The organism is Pantoea sp. C2G6, from assembly GCF_051336815.1.
Classification (GTDB): domain Bacteria; phylum Pseudomonadota; class Gammaproteobacteria; order Enterobacterales; family Enterobacteriaceae; genus Pantoea.
On record NZ_JBGMNJ010000004.1, the window covers coordinates 247422 to 273693 of the forward strand.

Genomic DNA, 26272 nt, shown 5'->3' on the forward strand with positions numbered 1-26272 from the left:
GGCCGCTTTTTTTAAGGGTTCTCATCATGATGTTTTCTCAACCGGCGGCGCAACTCACCCGCCGGCATCTGATCTTTCCTCTCTCGCTGGTGTTATTTGAGCTGGTGACTTACCTCGCCCATGACATGATCCAGCCCGGTATGCTGCTGGTCACGGCTGAGTTCAGGGTCGGACCGGAGTGGGTCTCCACCTCGCTGACCGCCTATCTGGCCGGGGGCATTCTGCTGCAATGGCTGCTTGGTCCGCTCTCTGATCGCATCGGGCGGCGTCCGGTGATGCTCTGTGGCGCGGCCTTTTTTATGCTCTCCTGCGTCGCGACCCACTGGGTCGAAAGTATTCAGCAGTTTGTCCTGCTGCGGTTTATGCAGGGCATCAGCCTCTGCTTTATCGGTGCGGTCGGCTATGCCACGGTACAGGAGGCGTTCACCGAGTCGCTGAGTATTAAGATGATGGCGCTGATGGCGAACGTGGCGCTGCTGGCCCCACTGGCCGGTCCGCTGGCGGGCGCGGCGTTTCTTGCGGTGGGCGAGTGGCGCACTCTGTTCTGGCTGTTTGGCGCACTGACAGCGCTGGCGCTGGCCGGTCTGTGGTATGCCATGCCCGAAACCGCGGGCGACCGGCAGAAATCGCTGTCGCTGAGGTCCATTCTCAGCGGCTACGCGGCATTGCTGCGGGATCGTCAGGTGACAGGCGGCTCGCTGGCCATCGGCCTGGTGACCGTTCCCTGTCTGGCATGGGTGGCGCTGTCGCCGGTGATCCTGATCCAGGATGCGGGGCTGAGTCGCATCAGCTATGCGCTGTTACAGCTGCCGGTGTTTGCCGCGATGATTGCGGGCAACCTGACGCTGGGCCGGTTATCGGGCCGTCTGCCGATTGAGCAACCGATACGCCTCGGCATCGGGCCGGTGATCGCCGGGCTGGCGATAGCGGCAACCGCCACCCTGGTCGATCCGCACAGTTACGGGTGGCTGACCGCCGGGCTTAGCCTTTACGGCTTCGGCACCGGGCTGGTCAGCGCCGGACTCTACCGCATGACGCTTTTTTCCAGCCAGGCTGGCAAAGGCAGCGTGGCCGCCATGCTGGGCATGGTGAGTATTCTGGTGATCGCGCTGGGCATTGAAGCGACCAAAGCGGCCTACTTCCGCTACGGCAATGGCGGTTTCAGCCTGATCAATCTCTTCTGCGGCCTGCTGTGGCTGGGCCTGGTGATCGCTTTCCTGCGTGAAAGTCAGCGCCGCCGCTGAGTGCCGGGCGGGGAATAACGTCGCTGACAGAGCAGCCCGGCTACCGCAAGGGCGCTGTCAGCGCTATTTTGCTCCTGCATCGGAACGTGATCGCTGACCGATAACCCTGTTTTCAGTATGGCTATACTCGGCGGCCAGTAATATGGCAACGGGTAAAGCCCGTTAATGCAGCCTAAGCAAACACTCAACAGCAAAAAGGATCAGCAATGCGACAGAGAGTCATCGTGTGCCCGGTTATTCAGAATGAGGGTGAATATTTGCTGTGTAAAATGGCCTCAGATCGGGGCGTCTTCCCAGGACAATGGGCGCTACCCGGTGGCGGAATGGAGCCTGGCGAAACCATTGAAGCTGCACTCAGGCGGGAAATCAGTGAGGAGTTAGGCCCGGAATTACAATTGACGGCGATTCAGCCGTGGACATTTCGTGATGATGTCAGAACCAAAACCTATTCAGATGGCACCACAGAAGAGATTTATATGATTTATCTCATCTTTGATTGCGTCAGTGCCAACAGACAAATCACATTCAACGAGGAATTTCAGGAGATTATCTGGGTAAAACCGGACGCCTTGAAAAACATGGATTTGAATGACGCGACACGCATGACGTTTACTGACAAAGGGCTTATTTAAAGCGCCAGTTCCCGCGGCGAGGCCCAACATCAACGGCGGGAAGGTCCATTTTAAAGTGAAGTGCTGCGTTCAGGGTAATGATCTTCAGTTCCCCGAACGCAGTACGGTCACGCTTCCTGCTGACTTCAGAGTGACTATCTGAGCAGCAGAAATTTTTCAACCGCCTGCCCCACAAACTTTAATAACGCTGGTGCAACACCCGGGCCGCAACAGCAAAGGATAATATTGAGTTTTCAGGTTCAGCGAAAAAAAAGATCTGCCAGTCCCCTCACCTCAGAATTTTAAATTTTATGGACTCCGCTAACCCGCTGGTTAAATAGCGCGCTGGTGTAGATTGTGTTTAGTTTCGCTGTGGTACTGTGTGCATGAATATAAATTAACAGCAGATGAGGATCAGTATGTTTAACGATGAACCTCCTTCGGGAAGAACAACTTAACCCTGATTATCTCCCGACAATGATCGATAGAGATAATCAGCTCACCATGCCCACCCACAGGGCGTGATTATCTTTATATCGATACATAACGTGTCGGGGTGAACTATGTTTTTTAAATTATTATATCTGCCTTCTTCAATCAATATGATGCCTTTCTCCTCTGCCTGTGATTCGGCCCGGCGTGAATCCGCAGCGGAGAGGGTGACGCTGAAATCAGCGCTGCGCCGCCTGTTTTTATCACTGAAAAAACAGCTGATAAACAATCGCCAGCGCGCCATCAAATCACATATAGATACTCTTCTTCCATAGGGAAAAGAGTGTCTTCAGACATCGGACGCCACCTGAGCGTGAAGCTCAGTAACCGGCTTTTTTTTCAGGTGGTGTCAGAGATAATAATTCTCTCTTTCGCAACGCGCGGTTTATCTCTGCGCATTGTGATCTTTTCTGCTGAGCCGCTTATGGAACAGGCTCTTCGAGGATTTAATTTATGCAGCAAGCGAAAAATAATTCCATCAGGAATAAACTTGCCCTGAACGATATAATCGTCATCGCTATTCTGGCCTCACTGCTGGCGGCGTTTATTTATGGCTGGCAGGGAATGCATCTCTATTTTAACGGTGAGTCGCTGCCTGATCTGGCTCTTGATTACCATTTACTGCCCTACTATACCTTGCGGACCACTATGCGCTTAGGCATCGGTTTAATATATTCGATGATCTTTACGCTGATATTTGGTGTGCTGGCGGCGAAATTCCTGGCGATGCGCAGAGTCATATTGCCGTTCGTGAATTTTATGGAGTCGGTGCCGCTGGTCGGCTTCCTGACCTTTACCACCGCTTTCTTTCTCGGACTCTATCCGCACAGCGTGATGGGGCTGGAAGGGCTGGCCATCTTCGCCGTCTTTACCGGACAGGCATGGAATATGATGCTGACGCTCTATCAGACTTTGCGGGTAGTGCCCGATGAGCTGAACGAAGCCGCCGTCGCCTTTCGCGCCAATCCCTGGCAGCGCTTCTGGCGGGTGGGGTTTGTCTACTCCGTCCCCGGCCTGCTGTGGAACACCATGGTTTCCCAGTCTGCCGCCTGGTTTGCGCTGATCGCCTCTGAAATGCTGACTATCGGCAACAACAGCGTCAATCTGCCGGGCGTCGGCTCCTGGATTGGCTGCGCCATCGATCAGGGTAACGTTCATGCGGTGCTGTGGGGCGTGCTCGCGCTGGTGATTAACATCGTGCTGTTTGATCAACTGCTGTTCCGCCCGCTGGTGCGCTACGCCAGCCAGCTCAAATATGAAGATAGCACTGACAGCAAAAAGCCCGCTTCCTGGTTCTACACCTGCCTGGCGAATTCCGCCACCGGCCATCTTCTGGGAAAACTCTGCGCGCTGTTAAGTCATTTCTGGCTGTTTGTGCTGCCAAAAGCCTGGTATCGCCTGAAACTGGATCGCCTGTTTACCGCGCTGGCGACCCTGAACTGGCTCTGGTCAGGTTTGTGGTATCTCTCTATCGCGGTGAGCTGCCTCTATTTCGGTCACTGGCTGTGGCACTACCTGCCATTACAGTACTTACCGGACCTGCCCGCCTGGATGGGATTGACGGCGGGCCGGGTTATCGCCGCGATGCTGTTAAGCATTGTGATTTTTACCCCGCTGGGTGTCTGGATTGGATTGCGACCCAATCTGGTCCGTCTGTTCCAGCCGGTTATTCAGATTATGGCGGCCATTCCGTCCAACGTCTTTTATCCGATTATTACCGTCATTCTGCTGACCTCACATCAGGATCTGAATGGCTGGACCATCCCGATGATCATGCTGGGTACGCAATGGTATGTGTTGTTTAACGTTATTGCTGGTGCGTCGATGATCCCTGGCCAGATGGTCGATGTCAGCCGGATGTTCCGGGTCGGCGGGATCATGTGGTGGACCAGATATATTCTGCCGGCCATTTTCCCCTATATCGTCACCGGGATTATCTCTGCCGCGGGCGGGGCGTGGAACGCGGCTATCGCGGCTGAAGTTCTTAACTGGGGAAGCGTGACCCTGAAGACCGAAGGGCTGGGCGCGTTTATTTCCACCACCACCGACGCCGGACTCAATCCTGAAGCGGCACTCGGCTGTCTCGCCATGTGTTTCATGGTTGCCCTGTGCGTGATTTTTATCTGGCAGCCGCTCTATCGCTATGCCGAAACCCGCTTCAAATTTGACTGATCGTTCAGAAAACTATTTCAGAGAGCATGAACCATGAAAAATTTACATCCTGTGTTAGAAATCAAAAACGTCGCTAAATCCTTTTGCCGCGATCGGAAGCAGAGCGTTGAGGTGCTGGAAAATATTAACCTCAACGTCCATGAAAATGAGATCGTGGCGCTGCTGGGGCGGTCGGGCTCCGGCAAATCCACCCTGTTGCGCATTATGGCCGGGCTGGAAGCGCCGACATTCGGTTCGGTAGTGTGTAACGATCTGCCCGTCACCGGGCCCTGTCCTGACGCCAGTATGGTCTTTCAGTCATTTGCACTGTTCCCCTGGCTCACCGTGGCGGGCAATATCGCCTTTGGCTTAGAGGCGCAGGGACTGCCTGTCGATGAGGTGAAACGCCGGACCGTGGATATGATCGATCTGATTGGTCTTTCCGGTTACGCGGACGCCTGGCCAAAAGAGTTGTCCGGCGGTATGCGGCAACGGATTGGCTTTGCCCGTGCGCTGGCGGTGGAACCGGCACTGTTATTACTGGACGAGCCTTTCTCAGCGCTGGATATTTATACCGGCCATAAGTTACGTCAGGAGTTGATGAGCTTATGGCAGGCGCGGAAAATTAAAACAAAGGCGATGGTACTGGTCACACACAATGTAGAAGAGGCGGTGATGCTCAGCGATCGCGTGTTGCTGATGACCGGGACGCCCGGCACCCTTACCGATCGCTTCCAGATAGAGATTCCGGCCGCCGAGCGCAACGCGCAGAATATCAAGCCCTATGTGGAAACGATCAGTGAAACGCTGAACCGCAGGATAGCCGCCGCATTAGCCTGATGCCCTCTCTGACGTGATAAAGCCCTGCCACGCTGGCAGGGCTTTTTTTTCGCCCGGTTAACCCATCCCTGCTCTGAAAAGCGGGTCTGCGCGGCAGTGATCCTCAGAAGGTGTAGCTGGCGGTGACCGAAACGTTGCGCGGTTCGCCATAGACCACTGAGCTGGCTACGTTGGTGTCATACTCTTTGTCGAACAGGTTATTCAGGTTGCCCTGTAACGACAGATTTTTGTTCACCTGATAGCGGGCAAACAGATCGACCAGCGCATAGCTGCCCTGACGCGCGCGCCAGACGCCATTGCCTTCCGGGCCGCCTACATCAGTCCAGACGTGGGTCTGCCAGTTCACCCCACCGCCCAGCGTCAGCTGTTGCAGCGCGGGCAGGCGATAACTGCTGAACAGGTTAAAGCTGGTCTGTGGCAGTTGCGGATTGAAGGTGCTGCCATCGCGGTTCTCCGCAATGTAGCGCGAGCCGCCAAAGGTCAGCTGCCAGTTGTCGGTTAAGGCGCCATTGACCTCAAATTCCACACCACGACTTACCACACCTTTACGGCCAATATAGGCGACATCGCCTGACCCCTGAACCGTCTGGGTCGTGGCTTCGCCAACGTTATCCAGTTCAGTGCGGAACAGCGAAATCGAGGCGGTTAAGCGGCTGTCCATCCAGTCCGCTTTCAACCCCGTTTCGTAGTTTTTACCGATAACCGGCGACAGATAGGCTCCGCTGACGTCGCGGTAATCCTGCGGCTGAAACACCGAGGTATAACTGGCATAGGCAGACCAGTTTTCCGCAAAGTCATAAATCAGACCGCCGTAAGGGGTAACGTTGTTTTTCTCCATTTCGCCGCCCGGTGTTTCACGATCCCAGTTGGTGTAACGCGCGCCGAGAATCAGGTGCAGCGGATCGGCTAGCGACAGGCGGGTCGCCATGTAGGTCGATTTCTGACGAACCAACTGCGTGTCGCTGGCCGGCTGGCGCGGCGTCCAGGCGGATTCAGGATAGTCACCGTTGAAATCATTAAAGTTACCCAGCGACGCCGAAGAGATGTTCTCAAAGGTGCTGAAATATTTATTATCCTGGCGACTGTAATTAACCCCCACCATCAGCTCATGCTGGCGACCCAAAAGTTGATATGGGCCGCTGGCGAATGCGTCCACCGCATCGACTTTGCGTTTACCGGTGTTGTAGCCGGTGCCGCCCACCACCGGATAGTTCGCATAAGAGGAGTAACCCGCCCCGCTGTTGCGATCGAAAAAGCCATCAAGATAGAGCTGCTTACTGTCCAGCCGCATCTCGTTGTGCGTGCCGTTCAGCGTGATGTTCCAGCCGTTGTCGAAATCCTGCTTCAGATTCACAAAGAGTTTACGGTTCTCTTTATCGTTGTAGGCCCAGTCTGGCGCGGTGCTGTAACCACGGCGGCTGTGAATCTGCGTGCCATCGGTGTACCAGCGCGGCGCGCCGCCCCACATGGTGCCGTCGGTATTCACCTGACTGAACTCATAGCCCACCGACAGCGTGGTGGCGTCGGTCAGATCGGCGTCAACCACGCCATAGATAAACTGCTTCTTTGCACCGTAGCGCTCGATGAAACTGTTGTTATCCTGCCAGCCAGCGATCATTCGTCCGCGCACCTTGCCCGACTCACTGAGCGGAGCGGAGAGATCGGCGACATAGCGTTGTTTATTCCAGCTGCCGTAGCTGGCGGAGAGCGTCCCGCCGAATTCTTTGCTCTCTGCGTGTTTGCGCACCATGTTAACCGCGGCTGACGGATTACCGGGCCCGGTTAACAGCCCGGTCGCGCCGCGCACCACTTCCACCCGCTCATAGAGCGCCATATCCGTCTGCGCATCGCCGAGGTTCCAGCGCGCGGCAAAGGCGGTGGGAATGCCATCGACCATATAGTTATCGATCATAAAGCCGCGCGCATAGTAGCTGGTTCGATCCATATCACTACTGATGCCGTGGATGCCGGTGGTGCTGGAGAGCACATCGTTCAGCGACTGGAGTTGCTGATCGGCCATGCGCTGCTTGCTGACGATGCTGACTGACTGCGGCACATCACGCACCGTGCCGAGCATTTTGGTACCGGCGCGGGTCAGCGGCACGCTGTAATCCGTTTCAGCTGAGGAGCTGACGGCTTCACTGGCGGAGGCGCTGACGGTCATGGTCTGATCGGCCCCCTTCGCGACATTGTGGACCAGCGATGAGGCAACAAGCGTCGCCAGTAAGGAGTAGCGGAGTGGGCGCGGCGCACCCCTGTTCCCGGAGGGCTGAATAGTGAAAGAGCGCATTAATTCCTCAATCTTTTTTATGATTTATCTTGCCACTGTCACGACCATGCTCCCTGCGGACATCGCTGCCCTGCTTATGGTTTGAGGAACCAGAAACTTTTCCCTGAGCGTCTCTGCGCGGGTGTGAAGAGTTATTTAAAACAAATGAGAAATATACGCATTACTATTATCATTGCAACAATTTGTCAGCAAACTATGCGAATTTTTTCAGGAAAGTGTCTGCTGCGCTGTGCGACAGGCCAGATGGGCGTATCAGCGGCAATAAAAGAAGAAAACAGCCGGAGGTTATCCGTGGGATCAGGAGCGGTGCAGGCGGATAAATTCAGTTGATTTTAATAATTAAAAAAAAAGCGCAGAGACCGCTCATTGAGCTAAAGTTGCCTGTTTTTATGCCATAATGTGCGACTTCGCACTTTATTTCATTATTTAACACCAGTTATCACAGGAAATCGCACATGCGCAGAACAACAACTCTGAACGCGCTGATGGTTGCCCTGACCGTTTGTAGTGTCTGTCCGGCCCAGGCCGGCACTGTTTCACAGAGTATTCGTACGGGATGGGATGACTTTAGCAACAAGGTCGCCACCACATGGCAACAGCCGGATGGTTATGACTTCTATCTTCCCGCCATCACCTGGCACAACCGCGCCACCTATGACCGGGAACATATTGATAAATATAACGAACGTCCCTGGGGCGCGGGCGGCGGCATCTCCCGCTACGATGAAAAAGGTAACTGGAACGGCATCTACCTGATGGCCTTCAAGGATTCCTTTAATAAATGGGAACCCTTTGGCGGCTATGGCTGGGTAGCCACCTGGCGTCCGCTGAAGGATCAGGCGTTTCACTGGGGCGTAGGCTATACGGCGGGTGTCACTGCCCGTGATAACTGGAAGTATATTCCGGTCCCGGCGGTGCTGCCGCTGGCGGGCATCGGCTATGGCGCGCTGGACTTTCAGATGACCTATATCCCAGGCACCCACAACAACGGCAACGTTTACTTTGCCTGGCTGCGTTACCACTTCTGACAGCGTCAGCGTGACATCGCCATGATAGAGAGATCGCTCAGGGTTAACGTCTCACCATCATAGCGATGTCGCAGCAGATGATAACTTTCGCTGCTGATAATCTCTTCAATGGCCGCGGAAAAGGTATCCATGGCGCTGCGCATCTGGCTCAGATAGTCATGGGTATCGTAGACCCGGTCGATCCCTTCCAGCGCATGGTTCATGATCTTCCTCGCGACATCATTCGGTGTGTCGAGCGCCGAGAGTTTGGAACGGGCGGTGCGGCGCAGGTCGCGCGGGGTGAAGGCTTCCAGCCCTAAGCCGCGTGGCGCGCGGATCATCCGGCGCAGCGCCTGATTCAGCGCCCCTTTTGATAACGGCTGCTGGGAATCGCGCGGTGCGGGCACCAGCCACGGCGAATCGGGCTCGGCGGCGTCCAGCAACGCCAGGATGCACTGCCGCATCAGGGGCGAAATCGGCAACACATGTTCCCGCTGCGATTTATTGCGGGTGCCCTGCATCCACAATCCTAATTGCAGATCAAACTCCGACTTCTGCGCCTGCACGATTTCGTCGGGCCGCCGGGCGCTGACCAGACAGAGCCGTAGCGCCCAGCGCGCCTGCTCCGATAACGCCCAGTTATCCAGTCCGTGCCAGAACACCCAGATTTCCGCGTCGGTCAGCTGTCGGCTGCGCGGTGGCGTAGCGCGACCGGCGACGTCACGTTTTTTCATGGAGGCGATGGGCGAGTGATCGAGATACCCCTGCATCTCGGCCCAGGCCAGAAACTGTTTGGTCAGCGCAAATACCCGTCGCGCCTCCTCTTTTTTCCCGTCGGCAATCAGGGTGTTATAGAGACGGTTCAGCCGCAGGCGGTTCAGAGTTTTCAGCGGTTGCGCACCAATAGTCGGCAGCACATGTTTCAGCAGCGATGAAACCGCGATCTCTGGCCGCCGCCGACTCACCAGCAACGACAATTTCACCCAGACCTTCATCACCTGCTCGACCGAGCCTTCATCACCAAAATTATCCAGCTCACCCAGCGTGGCGGCTTTAACCTGATCCAGCCAGGCCAGCACATGGCGGCCGACATGCGCTGAGCGCGCGGCGGTTACTGTTAAATCTGCTGACACAACCATCCCTTCTCTGACCTGAAAGCGGGCCATTTTAGCGGCTGACAGGCTGTGACTCCAGACCTATTAAGTCTGGAGTCACATTACCGCGTTTTGAGAAAATCTGACGGAGTTTCAGGGTGTTTGCCGGGGAAATAAAATTTCCTCTGGCCGGGTCGATTTTAATCCCTGGCAGAAGAGTTAAAGGGTTCTGCGACAGAGAAGCGCGATAGCGACTCAATGCTATATACAATGATAACTATTATCATTATCATACGCATTTACTTACATACCTTAATACTTCAGGGAGATTGTCTAAGTGAATGTAACCATGCGTGTCTCAAAGCGCCCCGCTGCGCTGCTGCTGGCTGGACTCCTGAGCGCTACCGCTGACGGCGCGGATCTGCAAGAGACGGAACAATTGGCTGATGACCAGACTATGCTGGTCACGGCGGAACAGGAGTTAAAGCAGCAGCCCGGCGTTTCGGTGATCACCTCTCAGGACATAGAGAAAAATCCGCCGGTCAACGACCTCGCCGACATCATCCGTAAAATGCCTGGCGTTAACCTGACCGGGAACAGTGCCAACGGCGTGCGCGGTAATAATCGACAAATCGATATTCGTGGCATGGGCCCGGAGAACACCCTAATCCTGATTGATGGCGTACCGGCCACGTCGCGCAACTCTGTGCGCTACAGCTGGCGTGGTGAGCGCGATTCACGCGGCGATTCCAACTGGGTGCCAGCGGAAATGGTGGAAAGGATCGAGGTGATCCGCGGTCCGGCGGCAGCCCGTTACGGGTCTGGTGCGGCTGGCGGCGTGGTTAATATCATCACCCGCCGTCCTACCAATGAGTGGCACGGATCGCTGTCGCTCTTCACCAACCAGCCGGAAGATGATAAAGAAGGCGCGACACGCCGGGCCAACGTTAACCTGAGTGGTCCGCTGGCGGGCGACGCCCTGACCATGCGGCTCTACGGCAACATCAACAAAACCGATAGCGATGCTTTTGACATCAATCAGTCGCAGAACGGCTCAGCCGCCGCCGGACGCGAAGGCGTGCGCAACAAAGATATGAACAGCGTGATCTCCTGGAAGATCACGCCGTTGCAGATCGTCGATTTCAGCTACGGCTACAGCCGTCAGGGCAATATCTATGCCGGTGATACGCAGTACAGCAACGGTGCAAATAACGCACTGATTCAGTCTCTCGATGGCTCAGAGACTAACCGCCTCTATCGTCAGACCTATGGTGTTGTCCATAACGGGATCTGGGACTGGGGGCAGTCAAAACTGTCGTTCAACTATGAAAAAACCAATAACACCCGTCTGAACGAAGGTACCGCAGGCTCCGCTGAAGGGCGGATTAACAGCAACAGCTTCTCAACCAGTCGCTTTGAGAGTTACCGGGCAGCGGGTGAAGTGAGTTTCCCGCTGGCGCTGCTGCGTGAGCAGACCATTACGCTGGGAGGTGAATGGAACCGTGATGAGCTGAACGATCCTCAGTCAATGAACGGCACCAGCGCACCGGGCGTCACCATTGGTGACATCAGCGGCAACGCGGGTGGCCGCACCAGCAAAAACAGCGCCACCCTCAGTTCGCTCTATATAGAAGACAACATTGCCGCAACGGATAGCACCGAAGTGATCCCCGGCTTGCGCGTGGATTATCACGACACTTTCGGCGCGAACTGGAGTCCGTCGCTGAATCTTTCTCAGGGCCTGGCAGAGCATTTCACCCTGAAAGCGGGGATCGCCCGGGCGTTCAAAGCGCCTAACCTTTATCAGTCAAGCGAAGGTTATCTGCTGGCGACCCGTGGTAATGGCTGTCCGATCAATGTCACACGCGGCAGCTGCTATCTGCTGGGTAATCAACATCTTGACCCCGAAATCAGCGTCAACAAAGAGCTGGGAGTTGAGTACAGTGAGAATGGCTATGTGGCCGGGCTGACCTGGTTCCGCAATGATTACAAAAACAAAATCGTCGCCGGGACCGAGGTGCTGGGCTATGCCTCGAATGGCTATAACATCCTGCAATGGAGTAACGGCGGCAAAGCGGTGGTGGAGGGTCTGGAGGGGAACGTCACTATTCCGCTGGTAACGGATACGCTTGAATGGCGGACCAACGCGACCTATATGATTCAGTCAAAAGATAAAGAGAGCGGCAATCCGCTGTCGATTATTCCGAAATATACGCTTAACACAATGCTGGACTGGCAGGTTACGCAGGATGTTTCAGCCAGTCTCAACTGGACACTCTATGGCCGACAGAAACCGCGTCACTATGCGGAGTCGCGTACCGAGGGGAGTGCTGGCCTGTCAAACCTCGAAGTAGGTGCCTATTCGCTATTTGGCGTGAATCTCAATTACGACATCACTAAAAACCTGCGCGCCAACGCCGGAATTAACAATCTGCTGGATAAGCGGCTTTATCGTGAAGCCGAGGGCGCGTCCACCTATAACGAGCCTGGCCGGGCTTATTATGCTGGCCTGACGCTCTCCTTCTGATCCCCTGAAGCGCTTCCGGCCGGAAGCGCTATTAACCGTTAAAGCGTAACCACCGGTAACTAACTGTCTTTATCCTGTTTCCCCGGCCATTTTTGCTCGCCAGAGTCGCTATGCTGAGTTGAGCTTCACCTTGCACTCTGACTATCAGGATATAAATAGATGAAAAAATTATCGATTATTGTTATGGCTACGGGTTTGTTGCTTTCCGTTAATATGCAGGCCAATGCCGCAGGCTGCCTGAAGGGAGCGGCGGTGGGCGGCGTAGCCGGTCACGTTGCGCATCATGGCGTGGCGGGTGCCGCGGCAGGCTGCGCAGTCGGTCATCACATGGCGAAGAAGAAACAGAAAGAGGCTGAGAAAAGCCAGCAGGGGCAGCAATAGGCTAAGGTCGTTACTGTTGTAACCTGAATGATAACAGGTCATTACCGGCGGAGATTATGGCCGGTAGTGACCTCTTAATGATAACGATCCCCCGCTGATAACGGGCGGCACAAAGCTCCCAGACTCGCCTGAGCCGCCTCGCTCACTCTGCTATCTGCCCTTGTTTAAGCGATTGCTGAACCGCAGGCACTGTTCACTCCCCCACCATTGATCTCTTTTCATCCGTCGCAATCCGGCGTACCCTATATACAAAACATATACGTTTCATATAGGATTCAGATGGGCATCGTAAAAATTTCCGACCTGATGCATGAGAATCTGCGTATCGCCAGTCAGGCGATGAGCCGCTCAATTAACGCACAGGCAGAACACTGGCTGAAACTTGGCATGCTGGCTGAACTCTATCCGCAGCTGACTCAGCATCAACTGGCGCAAATGCTGATCCGGCTTGAGCTGGAAGGCAGCGCCGATATACGCAATCTGCTCCATAAAGAGAGCCTCACCGCACAGGGAGACGTGTCATGAACAGTGTCAAAATTCATACCGCAGCAGAGATTGAAATGGCGCGTGCCGCTGGCGAAGCTGCGGCACAGGTGCTGGCGATGATCACGCCGCACGTCCGCCCCGGCATCACCACTGAAGAGCTGGACAATATCTGCCACGATTTTATTGTCAATGAACTGAAGGTGACGCCAGCGAATATCGGCTATCACGGCTATACCCGCACCACCTGCACCTCGGTTAACCATGTGGTGTGCCACGGTATTCCCGCCAGCAAAAAACTCAAGGATGGCGACATCGTCAATATTGATGTCGCCATTATCAAAGATGGCTGGTATGGCGACACCAGCCGGATGTACTTTGTCGGCACCCCATCAGTTCGCGCTAAACGGCTGGTAGAAATCACCTACCAGTCGATGGTGGCCGGGATTAAAGCCGTGCGTCCGGGCGCGACGCTGGGCGACGTGGGCGCGGCGATCCAGCGCGTGGCGGAAGCGGCCGGTTTTTCCGTGGTGCGGGAATATTGTGGTCACGGCGTGGGCGAGATTTACCATACCGATCCGCAGGTACTGCACTACGGGACGCCAGGTGAAGGAATGCCGCTGAAGGCGGGGATGATTTTCACCATCGAGCCGATGATTAACGCGGGCAAGGCGGGAACCAGCGTGCTGTCGGATGGCTGGACAGTGGTGACGAAAGATCGCTCGCTGTCAGCGCAATGGGAGCACACCGTGGCCGTGACTGATGATGGCTATGATCTGCTGACGCCGTGGCCTGAGGGCACCGGGGAGTATGCCGCACTATAAATAGCCCGCCTGAGATCCTCTCTCAGGCGGCAGTCAGGACTCCTGCGTAGCGGCCCGCCATATATGCACATCGTTTCGGCCGGTACGCTTGACCCGGTACAGCGCTTCATCCGCGCTTCTCAGCCATTCATGAATCGATGCGGCGCTGCTGGCGGGCGCAATACCGATGCTGACCGAACACTCAAAGGTGGATGAGGCCGGCAGTCGCAACCGGGCAATACGCTGCTTAATCTGCGCGGCCAGCAGCATGATGCTGTTTTCATCCGCGTCACGTACGATGACACACAGCTCATCGCCACCGAAGCGGGCCGGTATATCTTTTAAACCAACACTTTCACGCAGCAGGGCTGAGATCTCAGCCAGCAGAAAATCGCCGGCTTCATGCCCATAGGTGTCATTGACCTGTTTGAAGTGATCCACATCCAGCAGCATCAACCAGGCGCTGCCCTCACCACGATGAGTGCGCAGATACTCACTTTCCAGCCGCCGCTCAAACAGGCGACGATTGGGGATTTTCAGACCGGGGTCCATCAGCGCGATGCGTTCAAGCTCACGGTTCTTCTGTCGCAGGCTCAGGGTAAGATGGTGCGACACCACACTCAGCGCCAGCAGATAGACGCTGGCCAGAGGCAGCGTCAGCCAGACCGTGCGGGCACTGAAGTTGATCAGCAATGGCGCACCCTCCACTCCCCACACCAGTAAAAAAGCCAGCATAAAGGCCTGCAACGCCGACTTTAACTGCGCCCAGCCGCCGGCCGAATAGCGGTCGGAGATCAGCACCGCGATAATAATCACAGAAGGAAACGGGCTCAGCGCCATCAGCGCAACCCAGGCCCCGCCAAAGGCGGCGTCCAGCGTCAGATTTTTGCGTTCAAAGCCAGTGGGATCGCGTGAGCGCAGTGCCAGCCGGTAGGCGGTGTAAGGCCAGATAAACGCATTGATAAACAGTAAACCACACAGCCCGGCCCCCCTTCCCATCTCCATCAGCACCGACAGGATCGGCAGGAAACAGAGAAATGTGCCAAGCTGACGCATCGCAAACATGCGGCGCACAAAGCGTGTCGAGCGCAACTTCAGTTGAGCATCATCAGGAGTGTAATAATTCATCTTCAGACTGAAGCAGCAATGGGTAACGGCAGTTTATCGGGAAATGTTGCACAGCGGTAATTTATTTTAAGAATATTCTTATTTTAAGTTTCTACTGCGCGTGGATTTTCAGAGACGCTTTTCTGGAAATTTTGCGCCTTCTGGCGGGGATGCCGCGCGCGTGATTATTTCGCGCGGCAGAGGATTACCGGCGCCCTTTGGCAACCGAGGCAGACCAGCTGAAATCGCTTACTTCACTGGCGGTCAGCGAAGAGGGATTTTTTTTACGCAGCGGTTTTTTCTTCGCCTTTTCAGCCAGCACTTTCTCCTTCTCCAGCTTGCTGGTCATGATAAGCTGTCGCGCTTCGCTGTTGAATTCTTTCTGCTTTTTACTATCCGGCTCTTTGCCGGTTCGTTGACGGTATTTCTCCGCCAGCCCGTTGTAGGTCTGTTCTACCGCCAGTCGTTCATCAGCATTGAACTGATCGATTGAAATCATCTTCCTGTCGTTCATCGCGTCATCTCCTGTGGCAAATTATCTGCTCAAGTGTACCCTATCTCCGCCCGCGAAAGCGTAATAACTGGAATTTATCGCAGCCTGATCGCTTTGCCCGATGCAAAAAAGGTCGCTGCAACGTCCGCTACAGCCCTGGCAAAATTAAGGGTATCTCTTAATGTAAAATTAATGTTTATCAGGTTAACTGGCAGTGACCACGTACTGCCGAGGAGCGGAAGAGATGAACCAGGAAACCGATCGCCTGTCACAGGCGTTATTACGGCGGCATGGCATTGGTGTAAAACAAAAGCGCATACATTTTCGCGGCAGAGATCTGCTGTTTCAGCTGCGTAACGCCCGATATGATGTGTTCAGTGGCGATCGCTGTATTGCGACCGTGGAGACCAACAACATCCACGATGCGATTAAGCAGTTTAAGTTACTGGAGAGTAGCACGGAGAGAGAGTGATGGCCGATGATCATCTGTTGCAGAGAGGTCAGGAGCGGCGGGCTGGCAGTTGAGTGGCAAAGTTACTGTTAATTCAGGCGATGCCGATTAAACTAGGCCAACTTTCTTCTCCCGAAACAGGACTCTGATGAAAATCACTATTCACAAAGAAGATGAGCTGTTTATGCACAGCTTCTTTGCTGCGCCCTGCAACGCCATTGAAACGGGTTCGCCCGAGGCGGCACAGATTCAGCAATCCCTTCAGCTGGCTATCCAGCAGAAAAACGCCGAAGCCGAAGCTGACTGGAAACGCGGCCTGACCTATCTGCTGCTGTTTCTGTTCCTTTACGCCGCGCTGGGTGCTTCGCTGACGCTGGATCTCAGCACCACCGGCAGCGGGCATAAGAGCATCGAATATGCGCTGGAGGCGATTCCGGTGCTGATCGCCTTCTCTGGCTTCTTTATCTCGATTCTCTACGTTTTCCTGACCCGCGCCAGCGCACATAAACAGCGGCGCTGGGAGAGAACGATTCTGGTGCTGGAGAAATATTCGATTGGAAATCTGTTTAAGGCGACTTACACCCAGGAGAGCGGCACCAGCAATTACTCGGTCGCCAATCTCTCGACATCCCTTGCGCTGTTTATCTGCCTGACCTGGCTGGTGATCTATAACTACCTGACCTTCACCACCAGCGGTGTGTTTGGCAGCGTCATCTCGCTGTTTATCAGCACCATGGTCTATGTGATCCTGGATATTCAGCTGCTTAAGCCGTTCAGACACCTGGCGGAAAACGATGACATGGAGAAAGGTGAAGCCGATAAAGCGGATGCGGATAAACCCGAGAAGCATCAGGATTAACGGAAAATTAAAGCAACCTGCCCGGCCCGCCAGCCGGGTATTTTTTTGCCCGCGGCTGACCGGTGAGGCTGGCAGACGCTATCAGCACCGTAGCTGGACTGTCGCCGTAACATATCTGCTTAACAGTATGTTGTAACTATGAAGCAAGCCGGGCGTGACCTGCACGACGCCTTTTCACATAATCTCTGCGACCGCTAAAAAAGCCTGCTCTCAGAGCAGGCCTGTCGCCTTACCAGCGGGTTTGCTGCATATCGATCACAAAGCGGTATTTCACCTCACCGGTCAGCATGCGCGCAAAGGCCGTTTCAATCTCTTCGCCGCGGATCATCTCCACGTCAGCGGTGATGTTGTGCTGACCGCAGAAATCGAGCATCTGCTGCGTCTCCTGAATGCTGCCAATCGAGGTGCCGCTGATGCTCAGCCGCCGGAACACCATCGGTGTGACGTTGGGTGACGGATGCGGCTGGTCCGGGATCCCCACCAGCACCAGCTGACCGTTGGTTTTCAGCGCGTTGAGATAGGGGTCCAGATCGTGGGGCGCGGCCACACAGTCGAGGATAATATCCAGCGAGGTCTGACAGGCGGCCATCTGCGCGGCATCGCGTGAAACCACCACTCTGCGCGCACCGAGCCGCAGCGCATCCTCACCTTTTTCTGGCGAGGTGGTAAATAAGGTCACTTCGGCACCCAGCGCACTGGCGAGCTTAACCGCCATATGGCCCAGTCCGCCGAGCCCGACCACACCCACCCGGTCGCCCGCCTTAACCCCGAAGTGGCGCAGCGGCGACCAGACGGTCACACCCGCACAGAGCAGCGGCGCAACCCCCTGTAACGGCAGGTTTTCCGGGACCGACACCACGAAATGTTGATCGGCGATCAGATGCTGCGCATAGCCGCCAACGGTGCTGTTGCCGGTATATTTATCGGTGCCGTTGTAGGTGGGCGTAAACCCAGCTTCGCAATACTGCTCCTCCTGCTGCTGGCAGAAATGGCAGTCGCCGCAGGCGTCCACCATGACACCCACCCCGACCGTCTGACCCGGCGTAAATTTAGTGACGTTGTCACCTGTTGCCACTACCCGGCCGACAATTTCATGACCGGGAACCAGCGGATAACGGCTCACACCCCATTCGTTGCGCGCCATGTGCAGGTCGGAGTGACAGACCCCGCAGTAAAGGATTTCAAGCTGAACGTCGTCAGCCTGTAACGCGCGCAGTTCGACCTGACCGGCGCGTAACGGTTGATCCGCCTGGGTGGCCACCAGTGCTTTGATTTTCATGTTTCGCCTCTTCTCGCCTGTGGATGCTAAAGAAAGCGGCTCACTATAGACACATGGAACCCAGTTTGGTAGTAGTTACCTTTTAGTAACCATGATAATAAGGAAACAATGATGCCGGTCTGGGTGGAAGGAAAACTCTGTTTTTACGCGGATTCACCGCCGCGTCGTCTGCTTGAGCTCTTTTCCGTCAAGTGGAGCACCATGGTTCTGCATGCGCTCTATCACTGGCCGGAACACCGCGCGCGCACCGGCGAGCTGGAGCGCAGCCTCCAGGGGATTTCAAAAAAGATGCTGATTCAGACGTTGCGGGAGCTGGAACAGCGCGGGCTGGTCTCGCGTCAGGTTTATCAGGTGGTGCCGCCCAAAGTGGAGTACAGCCTGACCGCGCTGGGCCACACCTTTGCCCAGCCAATTGAGCAGATGTATCAGTGGGGTCTGGAAAATCAGGCTGCGCTGGATGCGATGGAGAACCATCTGCGCAGTGAGCAGAACACAGGCGAATAACACCGTACCTGCCGTGACTGACGCACGGCAGGCCGGTCTCAGTCGAACGGGAATTCGCGCGCCAGCACGCGGGCGATCACATTCAGCGCGCCTTCATCATTGTTGCTTTGGGTCTGATAACGCGCCACCGCCGCCACTGAGGCCACCGCATTCGCCATTGAGAAGCTGAAACAGGCCTGCCGTAACATCTCGATGTCGTTGGCGCTGTCGCCGATCGCCAGCACTTCGCAATCACTGATGCCCCACTTCTGCTGTAGCAGCGCAATGCCGTGAGCCTTATGGCAGCCCGGAATGATCAGGTCAATAAAACCGAACCCGCTGGAGACCGGATGCATAATGTTTTCCAGCTCTGCCAGCTGGTTATGCAGCCGTTGCAGCAGCGCGTCGACATCCTGATGGGGCAGGTTGAGTGAGAACTTGAAGATGGTGTCATCAATCGCGTAGAGGTCGTCACGTTTTTCCAGCCGGTGATAGTGATTCGCCAGCATCGCCAGCACCTCATCGCTGGTGGAGGAGTGCACATAAGCACCGTTACGTCCGCAGACCACCACCGCAATATTCGGCTCCTGGGCCAGAATATCGAGGATCTTATGCACTTTTTCCTGGGCTAACTCACCGCAGAAGATCTCCTCGTTGCAGTCAGAGACCCAGGCCCCGTTTTCCGCCACGAAAGCGATCTCATCTTTGATGTCGGAAAAGTAGCGCTGGAGCTGGTAGTACTGATTACCGCTGGCCACCACAAAGCGGATGCCTTTCTGCTTCAGCAGCGCATACTGACGTGCAAACCGCTGGACGTTGTACTGCTTATTATCATCCAGAAAGGTGCCATCCATATCCACCGCAATCATCTTAACCGCCATTTCGCCTGCCCCTTTACCCTGGTCGTTCTGCCCTTTCGGCTGATTGATTTGATGCATAAAGCTTACCCGCTGTGTGGAATGATGAGAAAGCAAATAGTGACTTTGCTAATGGTTTTCAGAGCGCTCCGCAGCCGGAGTTGTGTTATCGCGCACGTTTTTTTCTGTTGCATAGATGTTAACCTCGGCTGCACATTACGAACGAAGGTTATTTTAATTACATTCGTAACTCAACCCCTGATAACCAAGGAGTGACAGATGCGCGATGAATCCCGATCCAACCCACTGCCCGGCGATGTAAAAGCGGCCATCCGGCAGATGAAACAGCAACTGCGCGCCCGGATTGGCGATGTGGATGGGCTGTTCCGCCAGGTCTGCGACAACATTGTCGCCGCGATTGCCGAGGCGAAAGCGGAGGAGCAACGGTGCGGCACGGCGTGGCCGTCAGTAACCATGCAGGCGATCGCCCGCCATCAGGTTTCGGATGAGACCCGGGCGTTGATCAGGCGGCGCGGCTGCGTGGTCATCCGGGAGCACTTCAGCCGCGAGCAGGCGCTGGCGTGGGATAAGTCGATGCTCGACTATCTCGACCGCAATCACTTTGATGAGTGCTATCGTGGCCCCGGCGATGATTTCTTCGGCAGCCTGGCCGCCTCGCGCCCTGAGATCTATCCCATCTACTGGTCGCAGGCACAGATGCAGGCGCGCCAGAGTGAGGCGATGGCGCAAGCGCAATCCTTTCTTAACCGGCTATGGACTTTTGAATCTCAGGGTCAGCAGTGGTTTGACCCGGATGTCAGCGTCATCTATCCCGATCGTATCCGTCGCCGCCCGCCAGGCACCTGCTCGAAAGGACTGGGGGCACACACCGACTCCGGGGCGCTGGAGCGCTGGCTGCTGCCGGCCTATCAGCAGGTCTTCGCTCCGCTGTTCCGGGGGAATTTTGCCGCCTACGATCCCTGGGATGCGGCACACCGGACTCTGGTGGATGAGTACGATTTGCCCGGCACCACCAAATGTTCGGTGTTCAGAACGTTTCAGGGCTGGACCGCGTTGTCAGATATGATCCCCGGTCAGGGCTTGCTGCATGTGGTGCCGGTGCCGCAGGCGATGGCCTATGTGCTGCTGCGTCCTTTGCTGGCGGATGTGCCGGAAGATGAACTGTGTGGTGTCGCGCCGGGCCGGGTACTGCCGATCAGTGAAGAGTGGCATCCCCACCTGATCGCCGGACTCTGTTCAATCCCCGCTCTGCAAGCGGGCGACTCGGTATGGTGGCATTGCGACGTGATCCACGCCGTCGCACCGGTGGAAAATCAGCAGGGATGGGGTAACGTGATGTATATCCCCGCCGCGCCGCTGTGCGATAAAAACCGCGCCTATGCGCACCGGGTGGCGCAGGCGCTGGAGCAGGGACGGTCGCCGGGTGACTTCCCGCCTGAGGATTATGAAACCGGCTGGCAGCAGCGCTTCACGCTGGCTGATCTGAACGCCCGCGGACGGCGCGCGCTGGATTTAACCTGAGCGAAGCCCGCGCCGTGCACCGGCGCGGGAGATTCCCTGTTACACTGCCTCTCCCGTTTCTCTGCGAAGCCGACATATGAATCCGCGACATCATCAGATTATTCAACTGGTTAATACCCGGGGCACCGTTTCGGTCAGCGAACTGGCCCAGCTGACCGGCGTGTCGGAGGTGACGGTGCGCCAGGATCTCACCCTGCTGGAACGTGACCGGCTGCTGCGACGGGTACATGGTTCCGCGCTGGCGCTCGACAGCGACAATGTGGGCACCCGCATGAACACCCGCTACCCGATCAAGCAGGCGCTGGCCCGGCACGCGGCCAGCCTGGTGCAGCCCGGAGAGTCGGTGTTTATCGAAGGCGGCAGCACCAATGCGCTGCTGGCGCGGACGCTGGCCGAGCGTGAGGATATTACGCTGATCACCGTCAGCCACTATATCGCCCAGCTGCTGCGGGAAGCGCCCTGTCAGGTGATCGTGCTGGGTGGCCTGCTGCAAAAAAGCAGTGAATCGGTGGTCGGTCCGCTGACACGCTACTCGCTTCAGCAGGTGCATTTTCATAAGGCGTTTGTCGGGGTAGATGGCTGGCACCCGGAAACCGGCTTTACCGGCCGCGATATGCTGCGCTGTGATGTGGTGGATGCGGTGCTGGCGAAGGGCGTCGACAGCTATGCCCTGACCGATGCCTCTAAATTTGGTCAGGTTCACCCCTATCCGCTCTCATCCGGCTACCAGGTCGGGCATGTGATTACCGATGCCGGGCTGGATCAGGCCACGGCGCGGCAGCTACAGGCGCAGGCGATTGAGGTGATTCAGGTCAGCACCCCTTAAGTGCGGCGGGCGGGAGCGCGGCTGACCGAATCGCGCAGCATCAGGCGGGCGGTAAACGGAGGCCGGGTCCGCCACTCGCCGCCATCCAGCATGGTCAGCAGCCGGTTAATCGTCTCGTCAATCATCTCGGTCACCGGTAGCTTCATACTGGATAGCGACGGCGTGATATAGGGTGCCAGCGGAATATCATCGAAACCGATGACCGAGACCTCTCCGGGCACCGCAATGTTGCATTCGGTCAGACGCTTGATCGCGCCAATCGCCATCTCGTCATTACTCGCCACCAGCGCACTGAACGGCACGTTGCGCGCCAGCAGCGTATCCACCGCGATCATGCCGCTCTGGGCGGTCCATTTACCGGTCACGATGCGCTCAGGATCGGCGGCGATGCCCGCCGCTGCCAGCGCGGCCTGATAGCCAGAAAGACGCTCCAGCCCGGTCGGGGAGTCGAGCGAGCCGGTAATAAAAGCAATATCACGATGGCCCTGCTCCAGCAGATGGCTGACCGCCATTGCGCTGCTGGCGTGCTGGTCGCTATAGATACAGTAGCTGTGGTTGATGCGCAGTCGCCGGTTGATCACCAGAATCGGCTGTTTGTGGCGGGAAATGATGCTATCCAGCGCCTCGATGCTGAGAAAGCGCGGGTAGATAATGATGCCGTCGCAGCGTAAATCGAGCAGAAACTGAATGGCCGCCTGCTCCTGCTCAGCGGTGTGCTTGCCATCCGCCAGAATCAGCTGACGCCCCTGCTGCTCCATCATCCGCGCCGAGTGCGCCATCAGTTCCGTGAAGTAGCTGCCGCTGTAGAGCGTGTTGGTGATCACCAGTCCGATGGTCTGGGTACTGCGGGTCGCCAGATTCCGCGCCAGCAGATTGGGCCGGTAGCCGGTTTCAGCGATGGCGCGCAGCACACGTTCCCGTTTCTCCTGCCCGACATAGCCGTTGCCGGAGAGAACCCGTGACACTGTCGCTTTTGAGACGCCTGCTCTCTCCGCCACTTCCTGAATCGTTGCCATGCTGATGCTCCTGTGCTGCGTCTCTCCGCAGTCTACCTAAGCCTTTCATCATTGGAAATATTTTACCCGGCCTGTCGCTGCGGCTGCTCCCCGTCACCAGGTGATAAACTTCACAAAAAACAGAAGTGATCAATTTTAACGCTTGTCGGCCACCAAAAAGCCCTCCATGATTTTGTGAAACCGGTTTCCTATTCGTCTGCCCGCAGGCGTGAAAAACATAATAATTCTGACCGATTTACCCTACAGAGAAGAGCGACCATGCCCAGAAATTATGACGGGGTAGCACGCGCTATCGTCGATGCGTTAGGCGGCCTCACCAATATCACTGCAATAACTCACTGCATGACGCGACTGCGATTCGTGGTGAAAGATGACAACCGGATCGACGTTCCGCGGCTGAAAGCGATCGATGGCGTGATGGGCGTGGTCCACAACGACACCCAGTGCCAGGTGATCATTGGCAATGAGGTCTCGCAGGCTTATCAGGCGGTGCTGGCGCTGGGATCGCCCGACGGCACGCCCGCCACACCGATAAAACGCAAAATCAGCCTGAAAGGCATCGGCGCGGGCATTCTTGACGCGCTGATCGGCACCATGTCACCGTTGATTCCGGCGATTATTGGCGGGTCGATGGTCAAGCTGCTGGCGATGATCCTGGATATGGCCGGGGTGTTTGAGAAAGGCTCCTCAACGCTGGTGATCCTCAACGTGATTGGCGACGGCGCGTTTTTCTTCCTGCCGGTGATGGTGGCGGCCTCTGCCGCGCTGAAGTTCAAAACCAACCTGTCACTGGCAATCGCCATCGCCGGGGTGCTGGTGCATCCCGCTTTTATTGAGCTGATGGCGAAAGCGGCACAGGGTCAGGCGGTGGTGTTCGCCGGTATTCCGGTGACAGCGGTGAAATATACCTACACGGTGATCCCGGCGCTGGTGATGACCTGGATACTTTCCCACATCGAGCGCGGCGTGGACCGCATCACGCCCGCCGTGACTAAAAACTTCCTCAAGCCGATGCTGATCGTGCTGATCGCCGCGCCGATAGCCATTCTGCTGATCGGTCCGATTGGCATCTGGATCGGCAGCGGCATCTCGGCGCTGGTTTACAGCGTACATGGCTATCTGGGCTGGCTGTCGGTGGCGATCATGGGCGCACTCTGGCCGCTGCTGGTGATGACCGGTATGCACCGGGTCTTTACCCCGACCATCATCCAGACCATCGCCGAAACCGGTAAAGAGGGCATGGTGATGCCGTCCGAGATCGGGGCCAACCTGTCGCTGGGTGGCTCCTCGCTGGCGGTGGCGTTCCGCACCAAAAACCGCGAACTGCGCCAGACCGCGCTGGCGGCGGCAGCGTCAGCGATTGTCGCCGGAATTTCTGAACCGGCGCTCTATGGCGTGGCTATCCGCCTGAAGCGTCCGCTGATCGCCTGTCTGATCAGCGGCTTTATCTGCGGCGCGGTGGCGGGCATCGGCGGGCTGGCCAGCCACTCGATGGCCTCACCGGGCCTGTTTACCAGCGTGCAGTTTTTCGATCCGACCCATCCAATGAGCATTGTCTGGGTCGGGGCGGTGATGGTGCTCTCGGTGGTGCTCTCCTTTGTGCTGACCCTGCTGCTGGGTTTTGAGGATATTCCAGAGACAGAGGCAGAACCGGAGCCTGCTGGCGCACAACAGGCCGCGCCCATCACTGAAGCAAATAACGTATCAATCGTGACCAAAGGGTCGCACTGACCCGCAAAGAGGATGACATGTCTGAATCAAGGTTCCCGCAGGGATTTTTATGGGGGGGAGCGCTGGCCGCTAACCAGTCTGAAGGCGGATTCCGCGAAGGCGGAAAGGGTTTAACCACCGTCGATATGATCCCGCTGGGGCCGGATCGGATGGCGGTCAAGCTGGGTCTGGAGCCACGCCTGACGCTGCGTGAGGAGGAGTTCTATCCCAGCCATGACGCTATCGATTTTTATCACCGCTATCCGCAGGATATTGCCCTGATGGCGGAGATGGGATTCAGCGTGTTCCGCACCTCGATTGCCTGGAGCCGGCTCTATCCCAACGGCGACGAACTGACGCCAAACCCGGAAGGGATCGCCTTTTATCGTGCGCTGTTCGAAGAGTGCCGCAAATATCAGATCGAGCCGCTGGTGACGCTGTGCCACTTCGATGTGCCGATGCATCTGGTGACGGAGTATGGCTCCTGGCGTAACCGTAAAATGATCGACTTTTTTGCCCGCTATGCCCGCAGCTGCTTTGAGGCGTTTGATGGTCTGGTGAAATACTGGCTGACCTTTAACGAGATTAATATCCTGCTGCACAGCCCGTTCTCCGGGGCCGGGCTGGTGTTCGCGCCGGGGGAGAACCGGGAGCAGGTCAAGTATCAGGCGGCGCACCATGAGCTGGTGGCCAGCGCGCTGGTGACCCGCATCGCGCATGAGGTCAATCCGGCCAATCAGGTCGGCTGTATGCTGGCAGGCGGCAATTTCTATCCCTGGTCGAGCAAACCGGAAGATGTCTGGGCGGCGCTGGAGAAAGATCGCGAAAACCTGTTCTTTATCGATGTCCAGGCACGCGGGGCTTATCCGCGCTACGCCGCCCGACTCTTCCGGGACAAGGGCGTCACCCTGGCGATCGCTGACGGCGATGTGGAGATCCTCAAAAACAGCGTTGATTTTGTTTCATTCAGCTATTACGCCTCACGCTGCGCCTCTGCGGAGATGAATGAGCAGAACAGCAGCGCCGCCAACGTGGTGAAATCACTGACTAACCCCCATCTGCCACGCAGCGAATGGGGCTGGGGCATCGATCCGCTGGGGCTGCGCATCACCATGAACATGATGTATGACCGCTACCAGAAGCCGCTGTTTCTGGTGGAGAACGGCCTGGGCGCGCACGATGAGATCAGCGCCAGCGGCGAGATCAATGACGACTATCGCATCAGCTACCTGCGCGAGCATATCCGGGCGATGGGCGACGCCATCGCTGACGGCGTACCGGTAATGGGCTACACCAGCTGGGGCTGTATCGACCTGGTGGCGGCGTCAACCGGCGAGATGAGCAAACGTTACGGCTTTGTCTATGTGGACCGTGACGACCGCGGTAACGGGACGCTGGCGCGCACGCGGAAAAAATCGTTCTGGTGGTATAAGAAGGTGATCGCCAGCAACGGCGAGGATCTTGAGTGACGTTGTCACGTTATGCCCGTCATGCAGCCCTTTTAGTGAACCGCGCGGCTGGCGTTGTACTCCGGCGGTAATTATCGTATAACAGCTCTCTCCGAGGGGTGTCCTGTTATGGGCTGAGATGGCGTAAGCCGAACCCTTTGAACCTGATCTGGGTCATGCCAGCGAAGGGACGGGTCGGCAGCATGCTCTGCTTCATCTCCTGCGATTTTCCCTGTTCCAGACCGTATGCCCGGATCTCCCTGATGAATGGAGATCCT

24 protein-coding genes and 1 riboswitch are annotated in these 26272 nt (G+C 56.4%); of the genes, 17 read left to right on the forward strand and 7 right to left on the reverse strand.

Translation table 11 applies throughout. The features are described 5' to 3' along the window. Positions 1-26: 26 nt before the first annotated feature. The 5 genes from ACCW71_RS08550 (at position 27) to ACCW71_RS08570 (ending at position 5338) form a co-directional block, all read left to right on the forward strand. Entirely contained in the window at positions 27-1244 is a 1218-nt protein-coding gene (locus tag ACCW71_RS08550; protein ID WP_436370758.1) for an MFS transporter, read from the forward strand. 206 nt (positions 1245-1450) lie between these two features. Beyond that, positions 1451-1876: a nucleoside triphosphatase NudI gene (gene nudI / locus ACCW71_RS08555; RefSeq protein WP_436370759.1), complete on the forward strand. Its 426-nt coding sequence runs from the start codon at positions 1451-1453 to the stop codon at positions 1874-1876. 542 nt (positions 1877-2418) lie between these two features. Then, a complete protein-coding gene (locus ACCW71_RS08560; protein ID WP_436370760.1) occupies positions 2419-2622 on the forward strand; it encodes a hypothetical protein in 204 nt (67 codons plus the stop codon). A 178-nt stretch (positions 2623-2800) separates the two neighbouring features. Further along, complete coding sequence (locus ACCW71_RS08565) at positions 2801-4519, forward strand: ABC transporter permease (RefSeq protein WP_436370761.1); 1719 nt, start codon at positions 2801-2803, stop codon at positions 4517-4519. 33 nt (positions 4520-4552) lie between these two features. Then, positions 4553-5338 (forward strand): ABC transporter ATP-binding protein, encoded by a 786-nt coding sequence (locus ACCW71_RS08570; protein WP_436370762.1) that lies wholly within the window; start codon positions 4553-4555, stop codon positions 5336-5338. A 103-nt stretch (positions 5339-5441) separates the two neighbouring features. Here the strand turns inward: ACCW71_RS08570 and fhuE are convergent, their stop codons facing one another. Beyond that, positions 5442-7628, reverse strand: coding sequence for a ferric-rhodotorulic acid/ferric-coprogen receptor FhuE (gene fhuE / locus ACCW71_RS08575; RefSeq protein ID WP_436370763.1), 2187 nt, complete (start codon positions 7626-7628; stop codon positions 5442-5444). 485 nt (positions 7629-8113) lie between these two features. On the opposite strand from fhuE, the gene pagP reads away from it, so the two are divergent. Further along, positions 8114-8656, forward strand: a complete 543-nt coding sequence (gene pagP / locus ACCW71_RS08580) for a lipid IV(A) palmitoyltransferase PagP (RefSeq protein ID WP_436370795.1) — start codon at positions 8114-8116, stop codon at positions 8654-8656. A gap of 5 nt (positions 8657-8661) precedes the next feature. Here pagP and ACCW71_RS08585 read toward each other — a convergent pair whose 3' ends face one another. Next, positions 8662-9768 (reverse strand): tyrosine-type recombinase/integrase, encoded by a 1107-nt coding sequence (locus ACCW71_RS08585; RefSeq protein ID WP_436370764.1) that lies wholly within the window; start codon positions 9766-9768, stop codon positions 8662-8664. Between the two features lie 310 nt (positions 9769-10078). On the opposite strand from ACCW71_RS08585, the gene ACCW71_RS08590 reads away from it, so the two are divergent. The 4 genes from ACCW71_RS08590 to map all read left to right on the forward strand — a co-directional run bounded on the left by ACCW71_RS08590 (position 10079) and on the right by map (position 13944). Then, the gene (locus ACCW71_RS08590; RefSeq protein WP_436370765.1) at positions 10079-12256 is read left to right on the forward strand and encodes a TonB-dependent siderophore receptor; all 2178 of its coding nucleotides are present in this window, start codon (positions 10079-10081) and stop codon (positions 12254-12256) included. Positions 12257-12415: 159 nt separating this feature from the next. Then, positions 12416-12637, forward strand: coding sequence for a hypothetical protein (locus ACCW71_RS08595; protein WP_436370766.1), 222 nt, complete (start codon positions 12416-12418; stop codon positions 12635-12637). A 279-nt stretch (positions 12638-12916) separates the two neighbouring features. Continuing rightward, entirely contained in the window at positions 12917-13162 is a 246-nt protein-coding gene (locus tag ACCW71_RS08600) for a ParD-like family protein (protein ID WP_436370767.1), read from the forward strand. Continuing rightward, on the forward strand, positions 13159-13944 hold the full coding sequence (gene map / locus ACCW71_RS08605; protein ID WP_436370768.1) for a type I methionyl aminopeptidase: 786 nt from the start codon (positions 13159-13161) through the stop codon (positions 13942-13944). The genes ACCW71_RS08600 and map overlap by 4 nt, the downstream gene beginning before the upstream one ends. Positions 13945-13977: 33 nt before the next feature. Here the strand turns inward: map and ACCW71_RS08610 are convergent, their stop codons facing one another. Beyond that, complete coding sequence (locus ACCW71_RS08610; RefSeq protein ID WP_436370769.1) at positions 13978-15051, reverse strand: diguanylate cyclase; 1074 nt, start codon at positions 15049-15051, stop codon at positions 13978-13980. A 184-nt stretch (positions 15052-15235) separates the two neighbouring features. Further along, a complete protein-coding gene (locus ACCW71_RS08615; RefSeq protein WP_436370770.1) occupies positions 15236-15544 on the reverse strand; it encodes a hypothetical protein in 309 nt (102 codons plus the stop codon). A gap of 223 nt (positions 15545-15767) precedes the next feature. Here ACCW71_RS08615 and ACCW71_RS08620 point away from each other — a divergent pair, with 223 nt between their 5' ends. Both ACCW71_RS08620 and ACCW71_RS08625 read left to right on the forward strand, forming a co-directional pair. After that, positions 15768-15995: a hypothetical protein gene (locus tag ACCW71_RS08620; RefSeq protein ID WP_436370771.1), complete on the forward strand. Its 228-nt coding sequence runs from the start codon at positions 15768-15770 to the stop codon at positions 15993-15995. A gap of 127 nt (positions 15996-16122) precedes the next feature. Further along, positions 16123-16833, forward strand: coding sequence for a RipA family octameric membrane protein (locus ACCW71_RS08625; RefSeq protein ID WP_436370772.1), 711 nt, complete (start codon positions 16123-16125; stop codon positions 16831-16833). Between the two features lie 229 nt (positions 16834-17062). Here ACCW71_RS08625 and ACCW71_RS08630 read toward each other — a convergent pair whose 3' ends face one another. Beyond that, complete coding sequence (locus ACCW71_RS08630) at positions 17063-18112, reverse strand: NAD(P)-dependent alcohol dehydrogenase (protein WP_436370773.1); 1050 nt, start codon at positions 18110-18112, stop codon at positions 17063-17065. Between the two features lie 111 nt (positions 18113-18223). Between ACCW71_RS08630 and ACCW71_RS08635 the strand changes: the two genes are divergently transcribed. Continuing rightward, positions 18224-18616, forward strand: coding sequence for a winged helix-turn-helix transcriptional regulator (locus ACCW71_RS08635; protein ID WP_436370796.1), 393 nt, complete (start codon positions 18224-18226; stop codon positions 18614-18616). A 38-nt stretch (positions 18617-18654) separates the two neighbouring features. Here the strand turns inward: ACCW71_RS08635 and ACCW71_RS08640 are convergent, their stop codons facing one another. Beyond that, a complete protein-coding gene (locus ACCW71_RS08640) occupies positions 18655-19476 on the reverse strand; it encodes a Cof-type HAD-IIB family hydrolase (RefSeq protein ID WP_436370797.1) in 822 nt (273 codons plus the stop codon). 255 nt (positions 19477-19731) lie between these two features. Here ACCW71_RS08640 and ACCW71_RS08645 point away from each other — a divergent pair, with 255 nt between their 5' ends. Beyond that, positions 19732-20994 carry a DUF1479 domain-containing protein gene (locus ACCW71_RS08645; RefSeq protein WP_436370774.1) on the forward strand — a complete coding sequence of 421 codons (1263 nt, stop codon included), beginning with the start codon at positions 19732-19734 and terminating at the stop codon, positions 20992-20994. A gap of 76 nt (positions 20995-21070) precedes the next feature. After that, positions 21071-21820 (forward strand): DeoR family transcriptional regulator, encoded by a 750-nt coding sequence (locus ACCW71_RS08650; RefSeq protein ID WP_436370775.1) that lies wholly within the window; start codon positions 21071-21073, stop codon positions 21818-21820. Here ACCW71_RS08650 and ACCW71_RS08655 read toward each other — a convergent pair. Further along, a complete protein-coding gene (locus ACCW71_RS08655; protein WP_436370776.1) occupies positions 21817-22836 on the reverse strand; it encodes a LacI family DNA-binding transcriptional regulator in 1020 nt (339 codons plus the stop codon). The two genes, ACCW71_RS08650 and ACCW71_RS08655, sit on opposite strands and share 4 nt — an antisense overlap. A gap of 258 nt (positions 22837-23094) precedes the next feature. Between ACCW71_RS08655 and ascF the strand changes: the two genes are divergently transcribed. Beyond that, entirely contained in the window at positions 23095-24567 is a 1473-nt protein-coding gene (ascF, locus tag ACCW71_RS08660) for a PTS cellobiose/arbutin/salicin transporter subunit IIBC (RefSeq protein ID WP_436370777.1), read from the forward strand. 17 nt (positions 24568-24584) lie between these two features. Beyond that, positions 24585-26015: a 6-phospho-beta-glucosidase gene (locus ACCW71_RS08665; protein ID WP_436370778.1), complete on the forward strand. Its 1431-nt coding sequence runs from the start codon at positions 24585-24587 to the stop codon at positions 26013-26015. 84 nt (positions 26016-26099) lie between these two features. Further along, positions 26100-26202, forward strand: a riboswitch (TPP riboswitch). Positions 26203-26272: the final 70 nt, after the last annotated feature.

Bases quoted from the DNA above. Each gene is read 5' to 3' on its own strand.
- ACCW71_RS08550 (WP_436370758.1), top strand. From the start codon at position 27: ATGATGTTTTCTCAACCGGCGGCGCAACTCACCCGCCGGCATCTGATC.
- nudI (WP_436370759.1), top strand. From the start codon at position 1,451: ATGCGACAGAGAGTCATCGTGTGCCCGGTTATTCAGAATGAGGGTGAA.
- ACCW71_RS08560 (WP_436370760.1), top strand. From the start codon at position 2,419: ATGTTTTTTAAATTATTATATCTGCCTTCTTCAATCAATATGATGCCT.
- ACCW71_RS08565 (WP_436370761.1), top strand. From the start codon at position 2,801: ATGCAGCAAGCGAAAAATAATTCCATCAGGAATAAACTTGCCCTGAAC.
- ACCW71_RS08570 (WP_436370762.1), top strand. From the start codon at position 4,553: ATGAAAAATTTACATCCTGTGTTAGAAATCAAAAACGTCGCTAAATCC.
- fhuE (WP_436370763.1), bottom strand. From the start codon at position 7,628: ATGCGCTCTTTCACTATTCAGCCCTCCGGGAACAGGGGTGCGCCGCGC.
- pagP (WP_436370795.1), top strand. From the start codon at position 8,114: ATGGTTGCCCTGACCGTTTGTAGTGTCTGTCCGGCCCAGGCCGGCACT.
- ACCW71_RS08590 (WP_436370765.1), top strand. From the start codon at position 10,079: ATGCGTGTCTCAAAGCGCCCCGCTGCGCTGCTGCTGGCTGGACTCCTG.
- ACCW71_RS08595 (WP_436370766.1), top strand. From the start codon at position 12,416: ATGAAAAAATTATCGATTATTGTTATGGCTACGGGTTTGTTGCTTTCC.
- ACCW71_RS08600 (WP_436370767.1), top strand. From the start codon at position 12,917: ATGGGCATCGTAAAAATTTCCGACCTGATGCATGAGAATCTGCGTATC.
- map (WP_436370768.1), top strand. From the start codon at position 13,159: ATGAACAGTGTCAAAATTCATACCGCAGCAGAGATTGAAATGGCGCGT.
- ACCW71_RS08610 (WP_436370769.1), bottom strand. From the start codon at position 15,051: ATGAATTATTACACTCCTGATGATGCTCAACTGAAGTTGCGCTCGACA.
- ACCW71_RS08615 (WP_436370770.1), bottom strand. From the start codon at position 15,544: ATGAACGACAGGAAGATGATTTCAATCGATCAGTTCAATGCTGATGAA.
- ACCW71_RS08620 (WP_436370771.1), top strand. From the start codon at position 15,768: ATGAACCAGGAAACCGATCGCCTGTCACAGGCGTTATTACGGCGGCAT.
- ACCW71_RS08625 (WP_436370772.1), top strand. From the start codon at position 16,123: ATGAAAATCACTATTCACAAAGAAGATGAGCTGTTTATGCACAGCTTC.
- ACCW71_RS08630 (WP_436370773.1), bottom strand. From the start codon at position 18,112: ATGAAAATCAAAGCACTGGTGGCCACCCAGGCGGATCAACCGTTACGC.
- ACCW71_RS08635 (WP_436370796.1), top strand. From the start codon at position 18,224: ATGCCGGTCTGGGTGGAAGGAAAACTCTGTTTTTACGCGGATTCACCG.
- ACCW71_RS08640 (WP_436370797.1), bottom strand. From the start codon at position 19,476: ATGGCGGTTAAGATGATTGCGGTGGATATGGATGGCACCTTTCTGGAT.
- ACCW71_RS08645 (WP_436370774.1), top strand. From the start codon at position 19,732: ATGCGCGATGAATCCCGATCCAACCCACTGCCCGGCGATGTAAAAGCG.
- ACCW71_RS08650 (WP_436370775.1), top strand. From the start codon at position 21,071: ATGAATCCGCGACATCATCAGATTATTCAACTGGTTAATACCCGGGGC.
- ACCW71_RS08655 (WP_436370776.1), bottom strand. From the start codon at position 22,836: ATGGCAACGATTCAGGAAGTGGCGGAGAGAGCAGGCGTCTCAAAAGCG.
- ascF (WP_436370777.1), top strand. From the start codon at position 23,095: ATGCCCAGAAATTATGACGGGGTAGCACGCGCTATCGTCGATGCGTTA.
- ACCW71_RS08665 (WP_436370778.1), top strand. From the start codon at position 24,585: ATGTCTGAATCAAGGTTCCCGCAGGGATTTTTATGGGGGGGAGCGCTG.